General features: G+C 41.3%; 13 protein-coding genes. 12 read left to right on the top strand and 1 reads right to left on the bottom strand.

What is annotated here, in order from left to right; genetic code table 11:
• Positions 1 to 10: 10 nt before the first annotated feature.
• The 3 genes from stoA to MHH40_RS03840 all read left to right on the top strand — a co-directional run bounded on the left by stoA (position 11) and on the right by MHH40_RS03840 (position 3,911).
• Complete coding sequence (stoA, locus tag MHH40_RS03850) at positions 11 to 499, top strand: endospore biogenesis thiol-disulfide oxidoreductase StoA (protein ID WP_050945161.1); 489 nt, start codon at positions 11 to 13, stop codon at positions 497 to 499.
• 293 nt (positions 500 to 792) lie between these two features.
• On the top strand, positions 793 to 2,712 hold the full coding sequence (locus MHH40_RS03845; RefSeq protein ID WP_050945160.1) for a heavy metal translocating P-type ATPase: 1,920 nt from the start codon (positions 793 to 795) through the stop codon (positions 2,710 to 2,712).
• A gap of 104 nt (positions 2,713 to 2,816) precedes the next feature.
• Positions 2,817 to 3,911, top strand: a complete 1,095-nt coding sequence (locus MHH40_RS03840; RefSeq protein ID WP_003211922.1) for a M24 family metallopeptidase — start codon at positions 2,817 to 2,819, stop codon at positions 3,909 to 3,911.
• 53 nt (positions 3,912 to 3,964) lie between these two features.
• On the opposite strand, the gene MHH40_RS03835 is transcribed toward MHH40_RS03840, so the two are convergent.
• Complete coding sequence (locus MHH40_RS03835) at positions 3,965 to 4,108, bottom strand: hypothetical protein (protein WP_003211556.1); 144 nt, start codon at positions 4,106 to 4,108, stop codon at positions 3,965 to 3,967.
• A gap of 93 nt (positions 4,109 to 4,201) precedes the next feature.
• On the opposite strand from MHH40_RS03835, the gene MHH40_RS03830 reads away from it, so the two are divergent.
• The 9 genes from MHH40_RS03830 to MHH40_RS03790 all read left to right on the top strand — a co-directional run bounded on the left by MHH40_RS03830 (position 4,202) and on the right by MHH40_RS03790 (position 14,872).
• A complete protein-coding gene (locus MHH40_RS03830) occupies positions 4,202 to 5,191 on the top strand; it encodes a LacI family DNA-binding transcriptional regulator (protein ID WP_050945159.1) in 990 nt (329 codons plus the stop codon).
• A 55-nt stretch (positions 5,192 to 5,246) separates the two neighbouring features.
• Complete coding sequence (gene glcT / locus MHH40_RS03825) at positions 5,247 to 6,101, top strand: glucose PTS transporter transcription antiterminator GlcT (RefSeq protein WP_003212366.1); 855 nt, start codon at positions 5,247 to 5,249, stop codon at positions 6,099 to 6,101.
• 202 nt (positions 6,102 to 6,303) lie between these two features.
• Positions 6,304 to 8,403, top strand: a complete 2,100-nt coding sequence (gene ptsG, locus MHH40_RS03820; protein WP_003210849.1) for a glucose-specific PTS transporter subunit IIBC — start codon at positions 6,304 to 6,306, stop codon at positions 8,401 to 8,403.
• A 93-nt stretch (positions 8,404 to 8,496) separates the two neighbouring features.
• On the top strand, positions 8,497 to 8,763 hold the full coding sequence (locus tag MHH40_RS03815; RefSeq protein ID WP_003211078.1) for a phosphocarrier protein HPr: 267 nt from the start codon (positions 8,497 to 8,499) through the stop codon (positions 8,761 to 8,763).
• Positions 8,763 to 10,481: a phosphoenolpyruvate--protein phosphotransferase gene (gene ptsP, locus MHH40_RS03810; protein ID WP_050945158.1), complete on the top strand. Its 1,719-nt coding sequence runs from the start codon at positions 8,763 to 8,765 to the stop codon at positions 10,479 to 10,481. Before MHH40_RS03815 ends, ptsP begins: the two co-directional genes overlap by 1 nt.
• A gap of 112 nt (positions 10,482 to 10,593) precedes the next feature.
• The gene (locus tag MHH40_RS03805; protein ID WP_003211490.1) at positions 10,594 to 10,821 is read left to right on the top strand and encodes a transcriptional regulator SplA domain-containing protein; all 228 of its coding nucleotides are present in this window, start codon (positions 10,594 to 10,596) and stop codon (positions 10,819 to 10,821) included.
• Positions 10,822 to 10,903: 82 nt separating this feature from the next.
• Positions 10,904 to 11,932 carry a spore photoproduct lyase gene (gene splB, locus MHH40_RS03800; RefSeq protein WP_050945157.1) on the top strand — a complete coding sequence of 343 codons (1,029 nt, stop codon included), beginning with the start codon at positions 10,904 to 10,906 and terminating at the stop codon, positions 11,930 to 11,932.
• A 118-nt stretch (positions 11,933 to 12,050) separates the two neighbouring features.
• The gene (locus MHH40_RS03795) at positions 12,051 to 14,012 is read left to right on the top strand and encodes a methyl-accepting chemotaxis protein (RefSeq protein ID WP_050945156.1); all 1,962 of its coding nucleotides are present in this window, start codon (positions 12,051 to 12,053) and stop codon (positions 14,010 to 14,012) included.
• 74 nt (positions 14,013 to 14,086) lie between these two features.
• Positions 14,087 to 14,872 carry an SDR family oxidoreductase gene (locus tag MHH40_RS03790; protein WP_050945155.1) on the top strand — a complete coding sequence of 262 codons (786 nt, stop codon included), beginning with the start codon at positions 14,087 to 14,089 and terminating at the stop codon, positions 14,870 to 14,872.
• The last annotated feature ends 2 nt before the right edge of the window (positions 14,873 to 14,874 follow it).

Below are 14,874 nucleotides of genomic sequence, written 5' to 3'. Positions count from 1 at the left end.
GAAGATCCTGATGAATCGTAAATATCTACCCGCCAGTCTTCTTATAATGACCCTGCTTCTATTACTCATAGGCAGCGAGGCTGAAGCGAAAGAGCCCGTTATGGCGCCAAGGATAGAGGCTCCTACATTAACTGGTGAAACGCAGATGATTCCGGCGAAAGGAAAAAAGACCATTTTGCATTTTTGGACAACATGGTGCCCGTCCTGCAAAATGGAGCTGCCCGTATTTGACCAGATCGTGAAAGAAAATCAGAGTGATGTTGATATCTTAACGGTGAATTTACTAGGGGCTGAACAAAGTAAACATGCGGTTGCCCAATTTGTGAAAGACAGAAAGTTTACATTCCCGGTCATACTAGATGAGCGAGGGGAAATGATGAAGAGATACCAAATCATCACCATTCCAACCAGCTTTTTGATAAATGAAAAAGGGGAAATTGTGAAAAATCATGTAGGTCCACTGACGAAAAAACAAATCAAGGAGTGGACGGATTTTTAGAACGAAACATGATTTCAAGAACCAAGGATCATTCCTTTGGTTCTTTTTTGTGTTCAATTGCTTTTCATCTGAATAAACTGTGCTCAGAAGAGATGAAAGGATCTACATCAATAATGATAATTATTATCAAAAAGAAATTATAATAATTATTAATTGAAAATCGGTCAGAACCTGTTATAATGAATAACAGACCTATAAAAAGCTTGAAATAGCAGAAAATATAGATGAAAAAAGGAAACGGGCAACAATTGATGATGTGAAAACCATTATCAATTAGAGAGGAGAAAACAATCATGAATGAGAATACAGCACTTTATCAAACAACAAATCAAAAGGAATCGAAATGGTCCCTTCATCAATGGACACAGCACGGAGAATTAATAGCAGCGGGTATCTCAGGGATTCTCATTTTGGTTGGATGGATGTTAAAGGATGAGAGCATGTGGAGTATTCCTTTATTTATCCTTGCGTTTATAATTGGAGGTTTTGCAAAAGCGAAGGAAGGAATTGAAGAAACCATTTCGTCTAAAAGCTTGAATGTTGAACTTTTAATGATTTTTGCAGCTATAGGCTCAGCAATCATTGGATATTGGGCAGAGGGCGCGATCTTAATTTTTATTTTCTCACTTAGTGGTGCGCTTGAAACGTATACATCAAATAAAAGCAAGAAGGATTTAACAGCTTTAATGAGCATCGCACCAGATGAAGCGACTTTCATTGAAGAAAATGGTACGACCATTCAAGTCTCTGCTTCATCATTAACACCAGGTGACCGTATCATGATCAAAGCTGGGGAACGTATTGCAGCAGATGGTGTGATTTTAAGCGGAAGAACAAGTGTGGATGAATCTGCGCTTACGGGCGAGTCTGTGCCCCAGGAAAAAGGGCAAGGCGAAGATGTGTTTGCGGGAACAGTGAACTTAAATGGTTCCTTAACAGTAGAAGTGACCAAACATAATGAAGAAACGCTTTTCCATAAAATTATTAAACTTGTCGAATCAGCTCAAGAAAGTGTGTCACCAAGCCAGGCATTTATTGAAAAATTCGAAGGTGCGTATGTAAAAGGTGTACTGATCACCGTCGCGATTTTAATGGTTCTGCCTCATTTTGTACTAGGCTGGAGTATGAGTGAAACCTTCTACCGGGCCATGGTGTTTATGGTTGTTGCATCACCTTGTGCGCTTGTTGCATCCATTATGCCAGCTGCTTTGTCACTGATCTCAAACGGCGCAAGAAACGGAATGCTTGTTAAAGGGAGCGTCTTTTTAGAAAAGCTAGGCACTAGCAGCATGATTGCTTTTGACAAAACGGGGACGATTACAAGCGGAAAGCCAGCTGTGGAGCAGGTGGTGATCGCTAAAGGACAAGAGGAAGCGGCCTTTTATCAGGCGCTTTATCAAATTGAAAGTCAATCAAACCATCCATTAGCGAAAGCGATCTCTGATATGGCACAAGAGCAACAAATAGAAAGATCAGCTCATGTCACCATTGAAGAAACCTCTGGTTTTGGTGTAAAGGCACAATTGAATGGAGAAACGTGGCGGATTGGGAAGAAAGACTTTGCTGGCAAGGCTTCAATGGACCGTGAGATTGAAGAGACAGGAGAGCATCTTTCTGAAAAAGGATATACAGTGGTGTATGTTCAAAAGGATCAAGAAGTCGTTGGGTGCCTTGGCCTTAAAGATCAAATGAGACCTGAAGCGAAGAAAATGATTCAAGAGCTGAATGATTTAGGCATCCAAACCGTCATGCTGACAGGAGATCAGCAAAAAACGGCTGAAGCCATTGCGCAGGAAGCCGGCATTCAAAAGGTTGTTGCTGGGTGCCTTCCAGATGAAAAGGTACATGAGGTCAATCAACTTAAAAAACACGGTAATTCCATCATCATGGTAGGAGACGGAATCAATGATGCACCGGCACTCGCCACAGCAGATGTGGGGGTTGCGATGGGCGGAGGCACAGACGTGGCTTTAGAAACAGCAGATCTGATCTTAATGAAGAATAATTTAAATAACTTAACGAAGATGATCCGTCTTTCAAGAAAGATGAACCGAATTATTAAGCAAAATATTATTTTCTCATTAACGGTGATTTGTTTGTTAATTTGTGCGAATTTCTTACAAGTGCTTGATTTGCCTTTTGGCGTCATCGGGCATGAAGGAAGTACGATTTTGGTCATTTTAAATGGACTGCGTCTGCTTCGTGCATCTTAAGCAAATCATCATAGCGCACTTGGCTTCTGCCAGTGCGCTTTTGTGCGAAATAAAGCAAAAACTGATACAATAGATCAGTAGTAAAACGTGTGAGGAGGATCACGATGAACCGAATGAAGAGCTTGTCTTCTTGGCTAAAGGAAAAAGACATTCAAGGTGCATTTATACATACAAAGGAAAATGTGTTTTATCTATCTGGATACTTCACAGAGCCGCATGAAAGAGTAATGGGGCTGTTTGTGTTTCAAGAGGCAGATCCATTTTTTATTTTGCCTAAAATGGAAGTCGAGCAGGCGAAAAATGCTGGGTGGTCAGGCGATATCATTGGTTATGAAGACCATGAGAATCCATTTGATTTCATTCAGTCAGCAGTAGAAAAACGCGGTGTAAGAGCAACTCGACTTGCAATTGAAAAAGAGTCGATTCCGCTTCAAAGAGCAGAACAGCTTCAAGCTGCCACTGGGGCAGAAACTTTTGTCCGGGCAGAAGAAGAGCTCAATCAGCTAAGGCTGATTAAAGATGAATCTGAAATTGCTACACTGAAAAAAGCAGCTCAATTGGCAGATGAAGGGGTAAAAATTGGGGTGAACGCCTTAAAAGAAGGAGTCACCGAAACAGAAGTGCTCGCTGTCATTGAATATGAGCTAAAGAAAAAAGGCATTCAAGGCATGTCCTTTTCGACGATGGTTCTCTTTGGCGAAAAATCAGGAGAGCCTCACGGAAATCCAGGACAGGCAGCCTTAAAAAAAGGCGACTTTGTGTTATTTGACCTTGGAGTCATTGTTGATGGGTACTGCTCAGACATTACAAGAACATTCATCTATCAGGAAGCTTCTGATCAGCAAAAGGACATCTATCAAACCGTCCTGAACGCAGAAATGGCAGCACTAGAAATGAGTAAGCCGGGTGTGAGAATTGGGGACCTGGACTTAAAAGCACGCGGACTGATCACAGAAGCTGGATATGGGGACTATTTCCCTCACCGCCTTGGGCATGGTCTAGGGGTGTCTGTTCATGAGTTTCCTTCGATGAGCCAGGCAAATGATGATCTTCTCCAAGAAGGCATGGTGTATACGATCGAACCTGGGGTCTACGTCCCAGGAGTCGGCGGCGTCAGAATTGAAGATGATGTATTGATCACAGCAGACGGTCCAGTCACTTTAACCAATTATCCGAAAGAGCTGACGATCATCAAGTAATAAAAAAATCACGATGAACGTCCATGTCTTGGAAGTGTCATCGTGATTTTTTGTCACTCTTTTCGATCCTTATCAACAAAAAAATCATCAATTGATTCAAACGGTTTGATTTTATGTTCTTTTCCTAAAGGATGTAGTGCAAAACGAGCAGAAAACAAAACAGTCATACATAATATAATCCATATGATGAAACCCATCTTGAATTCCCCTTTCCATCCAGTGATTTGTTCAGCTCACATACATCTTAAAGTATGAAACGCTTACCATAGCAAGAGAAAGTAGGAGAAAAAATGGCAAACATAAGGGAGATTGCGAAAAGAGCGGGCGTATCTGTGACAACTGTATCACGTGTGTTGAATGATCATCCTTATGTCAAAGAGGAAAAACGAGAACGTGTTCTACATGCGATGAAAGAGCTCAAATATACGAGAAACATTCAGGCTGTCCATTTAGCAAAGGGCTATTCAAATATGCTTGGCATCGTTCTTCCGACGATTGAACACTCTTATTTCAGCGGCCTTGTCACAGGTATTGCAGAAAAAGCACAGGCGCACGGTATGCATTTTGCTTTATTTCAAACGGGGTATGATCCATTAAAAGAAAAAGAAGCGTTAATGAGTTTAAAAGAACGCCGTGTGGATGGTTTAATATTTTGTTCAAATGCGTTAAGTGATGGGCATATTTTAAAGTGGCAGGAATCTGGGCCGATTATATTTTGTCATCCCACGCCGCATGATACATGCTCAACAGTGTCAATTGCACATAATCAAGCATTTAAGGAAGGCCTGCATCATTTGGCAGCATGCGGCCATCAACGAATTGCGATTGTTCTCGCCAGAACAGAAGGAGCGAATAGCGAGTCGCGCCTTCAGGCTTATCAAGAAATGATGAAATCGCTCGGGCAGGAGATTGATGAAGAATGGATCATCGAAGGGAAACTAACACTTTTTGATGGAAAACAATTATTTACAGAGTGGCAGGAGATGAAGAATCGCCCCACAGCATTATTCATCACAAATGATGACGTATCAGCAGGCTTTTTATTAGAGGCGCAGCGTCATCATATAAAAGCAGAAGAAACTCCAGCCATACTGAGCTTTCAATTTAACCAATTAAGTGAGGCTTTGGGGATTTCCAGCATTGATATTCCGCTGAAACGAATGGGTCAGGAAGCGTTTGACTTGTTCGATCGAGCCATAAAGGGAGAGGTGCCAGAGAAAAGAATGCTGCCATTTCACCTGATCGAGCGATCAACCACCGTTTTCAAAAACAATCGTTGACGCACGTTTCATCTGTTTTGTACGATAAGAGGGATTGAATAAGAAGGAGGTGGGGATGTTCATGGAATCCTTCACCGTTGATAAAGCGTTAAATAATAATGTCATCATTGCAAGACACCCTTCTTTGGGCGAAGTAGTTCTGATTGGGAAAGGAATCGGCTTCGGGAAAAAATCGGGTGATGTTCTCGATCAAGATACATTTGAAAAAATGTTTGTCCTTAAAAATACAAAGGAACAAACAGAATATAAACAACTGCTTCACCACATTGATGAGAACATGATCGAGCTTGCCAATGACGTCATTTATCATATACGAGAAAAAATGGGACACCGTTTGAATGAGCATATTCATATTGCCCTGACTGACCATATTGCCTTTAGTTTTAAGCGGGTGCAGCAAGGATATGATATCACCAATCCCTTTATGCTTGAGACGAAGTCGTTGTATCCGAAAGAATACGAGGTCGCAAAGGAAGTCGTTGAGCTCATTAACGAGCGTCCTGATGTCGAAACAAAGCTGCCAGAAGGAGAGATTGGCTTTATTGCGCTCCATATTCACTCAGCTTTAACGAATCGGCCATTATCTGAGGTGAACCGTCATTCGCAGCTCATCACGCAAATGGTCCAAGTCATAGAAGATTCATTTCATATGAAAGTAGACAGAGAAAGTATTCATTATTTACGCTTATTGCGCCATATTACGTTTTCGATTGAGCGTATTAAACGGGAAGAATCTTTAGAGGAGCCAGAAAAATTGCTTCATCTATTGAAAAATGAATATCCTTTATGCTACAATACTGCTTGGAAAATGATCAAAATATTACAACATGCATTGAAAAAGCCTGTACAAGATGCAGAGGCTGTCTACCTAACCCTTCATCTGTACAGATTGACAAATAAAATTTCATAGTTTCCTTGAAACGTGTAACTGATTCGATCAGGCATGAGTGACTTAAGGTAAATACAGGATAAGATCCTGTTATTTGCGCAACCTTATATCACCATGCCTTTTTTTGTGTTTGAAAGTGAAATGTAAACGGTTAACTATGAAATGTATGTCAGGGAGCGTCCCGCTTGTATGTTGTAAGCGAAAATAAAAGGAGGTTCAACTAGTGTTTAAATCACTTTTTGGTGTGTTGCAAAAAATTGGACGAGCACTTATGCTTCCAGTTGCGATCCTTCCTGCTGCTGGTATTTTACTAGCACTTGGGAATGCGATGCAAAATCCGCAGCTGATCGATGTGGCTCAATTTTTAAGCAATGATACAATTCAGCTTGTTGCAAGCGTCATGGAAAATGCGGGGAACATTGTCTTCTCGAATCTTCCGCTCTTATTTGCTGTAGGGGTTGCCATCGGTCTTGCTAATGGAGACGGTGTGGCAGGGATTGCCGCAATTATCGGTTATCTTGTCATGAACGTAACGATGAGTGCCGTATTAATGGCCAACGGATCCATTCCGTCCGATTCAATCAAATTGGCTAAGTTCTTTAAGGAAAGCCATCCAGCATATGTTAATATGCTCGGCATACCGACCTTGTCTACCGGAGTTTTTGGCGGGATTATTGTCGGGGTATTAGCAGCTTATATGTTTAATAAATTTTACAAAATTGAGCTTCCGCAATATCTTGGCTTCTTTGCTGGTAAGCGTTTTGTTCCAATTGTTACATCTATTTCAGCACTTATTTTAGGGCTTTTGATGCTAGTCATTTGGCCGCCAATCCAAGGTGCACTGAACTCATTTTCAACAGGACTGCTTGCAGCGAATGAGCCGCTTGCTGCCTTTGTATTCGGTGTCATTGAACGCTCATTAATTCCGTTTGGTCTGCACCACATATTCTACGCGCCATTCTGGTATGAGTTCTTTAGCTATAAGAGCTTATCAGGAGATATTATCCGTGGTGATCAGCGTATCTTCATGGCGCAAATCAAAGATGGTGTTCAGCTGACAGCTGGTACATTCATGACAGGGAAATATCCGTTCATGATGTTTGGTCTCCCAGCAGCAGCACTTGCGATTTACCATGAAGCAAAACCAAAGAATAAAAAGCTTGTCGCAGGAATTATGGGATCAGCAGCCCTGACTTCTTTCCTAACAGGGATTACTGAACCACTTGAATTCTCATTCTTGTTTGTTGCACCAGTGTTATTTGCAATCCACTGTGTATTTGCTGGATTATCCTTTATGATAATGGATATTCTAAACGTGAAAATCGGTATGACCTTCTCAGGAGGATTAATCGATTTCTTCTTATTCGGTATCTTGCCAAACAGAACCGCTTGGTGGCTTGTGATTCCAGTTGGTCTCGCACTTGCTGCAATTTATTACTTCGGATTTAGATTCGCCATTCGCAAATTTAATCTGAAAACGCCAGGCCGCGAGGATGAAGCAGCTGACGGTGCAGATAGTGCTAAGTCTGAAAAGGGTAATGACTTACCTTATGAAATTCTTGAAGCAATGGGTGACCAAGAAAACATTAAACACCTTGATGCTTGTATTACGCGTTTACGTGTCACTGTTAATGATCAGAAGAAAGTGGACAAGGACCGCTTGAAAAAGCTTGGTGCTTCAGGAGTTCTCGAAGTAGGGAACAACATCCAGGCCATCTTCGGTCCTCGCTCTGATAATTTAAAAACACAAATGCAGGACATCATTGCAGGCCGCACGCCTCGTCCAGCGAAAGATCCTTCTGCAAAAGAAGAAGTCAGCCAGCAGGTCGAAGAGGTCATTGCAAAACCGCTTCAAAACGAACTAGGTGAAGAAATTTTTGCATCACCAATTACAGGGGAGCTTCATCCGATTACAGATGTACCAGATCAAGTATTCTCAGGGAAAATGATGGGTGACGGTTTCGCCATCTTGCCAACAGATGGAACGGTGGTTTCACCGGTGAAAGGGAAGATCTTAAATGTATTCCCAACGAAACACGCAATTGGCCTGCAATCTGACGGTGGACTTGAAATTTTGATCCACTTCGGTATTGATACGGTCAGCCTCAAAGGAGAAGGATTTGAAGCATTTGTACAAGAGGGAGATCAAGTAGAAATCGGTCAAAAACTCTTAGAGGTTGATATTGATAAAATTAAGTCTGAAGTACCATCTTTGATGACACCAATTGTATTTACCAACTTAAGTGAAGGACAATTTATTGACCTTCAAGAAGCCGGTGAAATCAAAGCTGGTCAAGAAAACATCATGAAAATTTCAAAATAATTTTCATAACTGCCGTTCTTGTTAGATGACAAGCTCGGCAGTATGATATAATATTGTGGATGTATTAATTGTATAAAAAGGAGATTGATAAAAATGGCTCAACAAACATTCAAAGTAACTGCAGATTCTGGAATTCACGCACGTCCTGCAACAGTACTTGTACAAACTGCTAGTAAATATGATGCTGATATCAACTTAGAATATAATGGTAAAACAGTGAACCTGAAATCTATTATGGGTGTAATGTCTCTAGGAATTGCGAAAGGTGCTACAATCACAATCTCTGCTTCTGGTTCTGATGAAAATGATGCACTTGCTGCGCTTAAAGACACAATGAAAAGTGAAGGCCTAGGCGAGTAATGCAACAACTGAAAGGAATCGGTGCTTCATCAGGCGTTGCGATTGCAAAAGCATATCGTCTGGAAGAACCAGATTTAACAGTTCACCAAAAAGACATCAACGATCCAGAGACAGAAGTGAAGCGTTTTGAAGAAGCAATTCATGTTTCTAAACAAGAACTTGAAGCAATTAAAGAACATGCGCTAAAAGAGCTTGGCCAAGACAAAGCAGATATCTTTTCTGCACACCTTCTTGTGTTAAGTGATCCAGAGCTGCTAAACCCAGTAAAGGATAAAATCAACTCTGATAAAGTAAATGCTGAATTTGCTTTAAAAGAAACAGCGACAATGTTTGTTACGATGTTCGAAGCAATGGACAATGAATACATGAAGGAACGTGCAGCGGATATTCGCGACGTAACAAAACGTGTAATTGGACATTTGCTAGGCGTTGACATTCCGAATCCAAGCATGATTTCTGAAGAAGTGGTCATCATTGCTGAAGATTTAACTCCTTCTGATACTGCTCAGCTGAACAGACAATTCGTCAAAGGGTTTGCGACAGATATCGGCGGTCGTACTTCTCACTCAGCGATTATGGCAAGATCAATGGAGATTCCAGCTGTTGTTGGAACAAAAGAAGCAACAAAAACGGTGAAAAATGGTGATCTGATCATTGTTGATGGTATTAGCGGAGACGTCATCATTCAGCCTTCTGAAGATGAAGTGAAAGCGTATCAAAAAAAGCATGAAGACTATTTAGCTAAAAAAGCGGAATGGGCGAAACTGGTTGACCAGCCAACGGTCACAAAAGACGGCGTTCACGTAGAGCTAGCTGCAAATATCGGAACACCTGAAGATGTAAAAGGTGTGCTTGAAAATGGCGGCGAAGCAGTCGGATTGTACCGTACAGAATTTTTATACATGGGCAGAGATCAGCTTCCTACAGAAGAAGAGCAGTTCGATGCGTATAAAACTGTTTTAGAGAAAATGGAAGGCAAAGCAGTGGTTGTCCGCACACTAGATATTGGTGGCGATAAAGAACTCCCTTACTTGCAGCTTCCAAAAGAAATGAACCCGTTTCTTGGCTTTAGAGCGATCCGCCTTTGCCTCGAAGAACAGGAGATTTTCAGAACACAGCTACGCGCCTTACTTCGTGCAAGTACATATGGAAACTTGAAAATCATGTTCCCTATGATCGCGACGTTATCAGAATTTAGAGAAGCAAAAGCCATTTTACTTGAAGAAAAAGAAGCATTGGTTGCCGCTGGTACAGACGTATCCGATTCCATTGAAATCGGTATAATGGTAGAAATTCCATCAACAGCTGTCATTGCAGACCAATTTGCAAAAGAAGTGGATTTCTTCAGTATTGGAACGAATGACTTGATTCAATACACAATGGCTGCTGATCGAATGAACGAACGAGTGTCTTATCTTTACCAGCCTTACAATCCAGCGATTTTACGTCTGATTACGCTTGTTATTGAAGCAGCGCATAAAGAAGGTAAATGGGTTGGCATGTGCGGAGAGATGGCAGGAGATGAAATCGCAATTCCTCTTCTTCTTGGATTAGGATTAGATGAATTCTCAATGAGTGCGACATCTATTCTTCCAGCAAGAACTCAGCTAAGCAAGCTTTCTAAGGAAGAAGCGGCATCATTTAAAGAGCATATTTTATCACTTAGCACGACAGAAGAAGTGGTTGATTTCGTGAAGAAAACGTTTCAACATAACTAAGTGAATTCAAACCAGACAGTAACCCTGTCTGGTTTTTTTGTCGAATTTTATCATATTGGGTCATATCCGTCAGAGAGAAGGGCATTCTATAAGAAAAATGGAGGTGACCAGATTGCCTTTCTCAGACTATAAACCGGGTGATCAAGTATATGTGATTTATCGAAATCCACATGCAGCAAACGTAGCACAAATCAAAGAAGCAGAAATCGTTTCACATCCATACAACGAAGAGGAGCTTGCCCTATTTTTACTTGAAACGTACCATCCCTTGGCTCCAGATGATGCGGTCTTTCCGACATATGAAGAAGCAGAAGCTCTTTATCAAGATTTATTTGAATAAGGGAGATTTTAGAAAGGATAAAAGCCATCCTGCACGGTTAAAGTAACGGTATGAAAACCTATAAGGTAAGGATGTGCTAAATATGATCAAACCTTTTGTGCCCCAGCTTGTGTACATTGAACCACGGGCGTTAGAGTACCCGTTAGGACGAGAGCTGAAGGAAAAGTTCGAGGGGATGGGTATTGAAATAAGAGAAACGACTTCACATAACCAAGTAAGAAATATTCCGGGTAAAAATGACTTACAAAAGTATCGTAATGCGAAATCAACGCTTGTCATTGGTGTGAGGAAAACGTTGAAGTTTGATACGTCGAAACCATCTGCGGAGTATGCGATCCCATTTGCAACAGGCTGTATGGGGCATTGCCATTATTGCTACCTGCAAACGACGATGGGAAGTAAGCCATACATTCGAACATATGTGAATGTTGAAGAAATATTAGATCAGGCGGAGCAGTACATGAATGAGCGTGCGCCGGATATCACGAGATTCGAAGCTTCTTGTACGTCAGATATTGTAGGAATTGACCATTTGACACATACACTAAAGAAAGCGATTGAATACTTCGGCCAAACTGATCTTGGTAAGCTTCGCTTTGTGACCAAATTTCATCATGTCGATCATTTACTTGATGCAAAGCATAATGGCCGGACAAGATTCCGTTTTAGCATCAATGCGGATTATGTCATTAAATATTTCGAACCTGGAACATCACCGCTTGATCAGCGGATTGAAGCGGCTGTCAAGGTCGCAAAGGCAGGCTATCCTCTTGGCTTTATTATTGCCCCAATTTACATTCATGAAGGCTGGCAGGAAGGGTATAAAGTTCTTTTTGAAAAGCTAGATGCAGCCCTTCCTGAAGATGTGAGGCACGATATCACCTTCGAAATGATCCAGCACCGTTTTACAAAACCAGCGAAGCGTGTCATCCAAAAAAACTATCCGAAATCAAAATTAGAATTAGATGAAGAAAAAAGAAGATACAAGTGGGGTAGATATGGAATCGGGAAATATATCTACCAAAAAGATGAGGAACAAGAACTAAGACAGACGTTGGAATCATATATTGATCAGTACTTTCCGTCTGCAAAAATTGAATATTTTACTTGAAGCAAGCCTTTTTGGGCTTGTTTTTTCTATTTAAATTTTCTCACAACTATTGAATGCGGTATCAATTATGCCGATATATACAACGAGGTATGAAAGTAGGATATAGGGGTGTGAGGAGATGTTTAAGAAACTTCAAGTGAGAATAGCTGTTTTCATCTCAGTTATTTTAATTTTAACCGTTGTGGCAGTTCAAGTGGGTTCCAACATGGTATTAACACCACTGATTGAACGAGATGCAAAAACGACCGCCACAGCAACGGCAGAAAGCCTGAAAGACATTATTACAGAAAAGCTTGATAATTACGGCAATACAATTAACAAATTGGCAACAGGTAAAATAACTGAAGAATTTGCGCAAAAACAAACAAAGCAAACACTGGATTTTGAAAAAAGTGCAATAAAAAACCTGCAGGAACAGGATAAACTCATTTCGTTTGCTTATATTGGAACAACTGATGGCAAAATGCTCGGCTTCCCGGAGTTCGATCTTGGCCAAGGGTATGATCCATCTAAACAAGGCTGGTTTAAACAAGCAGTCGAAAAGCCTGATCAGGTTGTTTGGACAGATCCATATATTGATGAAGCAACGAAAAAAGTGATTGTCTCAGCCACGAAGGCGATTGTCAAAAATGGAAAGGTCATTGGAGTCGCTGGACTTGATTTGAAGCTCTCCTCCATTCAATCTTATATAAATGAACAAGAGATTCCTTATAAAGGGACCGCTTTCTTAGTTGATAACACAGGCACCATTTTGGCGCATCCAAAAGAGCAAGGAAAAAACATATCAAAAGTTGCTTCTGTGAAAAAAGCAATCGACAACTCAGGTATTGATGACAGCAAAGAACTGACGGTCATATCTAAAATCAAAGAAGCCGATTGGACGGTTGGTGTTAGCTTTGAGAAAAAGAAACTGCTTTGGATTACAGAACAAATGAATCAGACAAGTATCATTATATCCGTCATTGCCATTATTCTTGCGATGATCCTCAGCTTCTTATTGGCAAGAAGCATTACAACGCCAATCAAGCGTCTAACAGGGCATGTGCGTAAAGTGTCAGAAGGCGATTTAACAAGTACGCTTGAAGTGAAGTCCAAAGATGAAATTGGTCTCCTCACGAAAAGCTTTAATCAAATGATAGAGGACATTAGAGAGTTAATTGAAAAAGTGAAAGGGGCTTCAGACCAAGTAGTGACATCAACGGATGAAGTCACACAAATTTCAAATGAAACTTTGCTGTCGAGCGAACAGATTGCAACCGCCATTCAAGAGGTGGCTACAGGGGCATCTAAGCAGGCATCAGATGCAGAAACAATTAATGAGAAATCAGAGCAATTGTATGAGAAAGTGCGCCATATGGGTGAGCTTGCCTCACAAATGCAAACCAACTCAAAATCATCTGAGGATGCAAGCTATAAAGGGCTTGATGCACTTGGTGTGCTCGTTCAAAAATCAACACAAGCGAACGAAGAATCGAAAAAGGTAGAGCAAATGCTGCTAGACCTTGAGCATAAAACGAAAAATATCGAAAACGTGGTGACAGCCATTTCTCAAATCTCGGATCAAACGAATTTACTTGCACTGAATGCAAGCATTGAAGCAGCGAGAGCTGGAGAAAGCGGACGAGGATTTGCTGTTGTTGCAGAAGAAGTCAGAAAGCTTGCTGAACAATCTGCGCAATCAACAAAACACATTAGTGAAACCGTCAAACTCATTCAAAATGAATCGAAGAAGGCGGCTGAAGCGATGACAGCAGCAAGTAAGATGAATGAGGAACAAGGTGACGCCATTAATGCAACAGGTGAGGCACTGAGCAGCATCACAATGGAAATGCAGGCACTTGTCGGTACAATCGACAGCATTCATACACAGATCAATGAAATGACAGAAGAACAGCAGAAGATGAGTGACTCCATTCAAAGCATTGCTGCAATTTCAGAAGAATCGGCGGCTTCAGCTGAGGAAGTGCATGCGTCTACAGATGAACAAGTCCAAGTTTTAGAAAGAACGAAAACCTCGACTGAAATGCTGAACGAATCAAGCAATGCATTACGTCAGGCAGTAGATCGGTTTAAGCTGTAAAGAAGCGGAAAGGAACCTTGCGACGTGAGCAAGGTTCTTTTTGTATGATAAAATAAAGCAAAGGAGGTGTTGACATGAATGTCAATTTATCTGGAAAAAAAGCATTGGTCGCTGCAAGTAGTCAAGGTATCGGAAAAGCGATTGCCTTTGCTCTAGCAAAAGAGGGAGCAGATGTGATGCTTTCAGGAAGACATGAGCACACGCTGACAGAAACGGTGAAAGAATTATCTCCGCTTGTAAAAGGAAAGCTGACTTATCAAGTATGTGATGTGTCTGACGCGCAGCAAATCAAGGCGCTAGTTCAAGCGGCAGCTGGTGATGAGAAGTGTGTAGACATTCTTGTGAACAATACAGGCGGGCCTAAAACAGGGACGCTTGAAACCTTAACAGATGAAGACTGGATGGAATCATTTCAGCTTCATTTACTCAGCTATATTCGATTATTAAAAGAGGCCTTGCCTTATTTGAAAAAACGCGGTGCACGCGTGTTAAACATTGCGTCTATATCAGTAAAAGAACCGATCCCAGGCTTGATGTTGTCAAATACTTTTAGACCGGCTATTGCCGGCTGGACAAAAACAGCCGCTCAGGAGCTTGCTAAGGATGGGATTTTGATTAATACGTTAGCCCCAGGGAAAATTGAAACAGACCGCGTCAAACAGCTCGACAAGCACCGTGCGCAGGCAGAGCATCAAACGGTTGAAGAAATCAAAGCACAGGCTGAACGTACGATTCCGCTTGGCCGTTATGGACAGCCAGAGGAATTTGCAGCATATGCAGCCTTTCTTTTATCTGAAGCCAATACATATATGACAGGTCAAACACTTATCATTGATGGTGGATTGACAAAGTCTCTTTAAGG

It is taken from the genome of Bacillus sp. FSL K6-2431 (genome assembly GCF_038005165.1).
Classification (GTDB): Bacteria; Bacillota; Bacilli; order Bacillales; family Bacillaceae; genus Bacillus; species Bacillus pumilus.
This window is presented reverse-complemented; position numbering and strand designations above follow the sequence as displayed.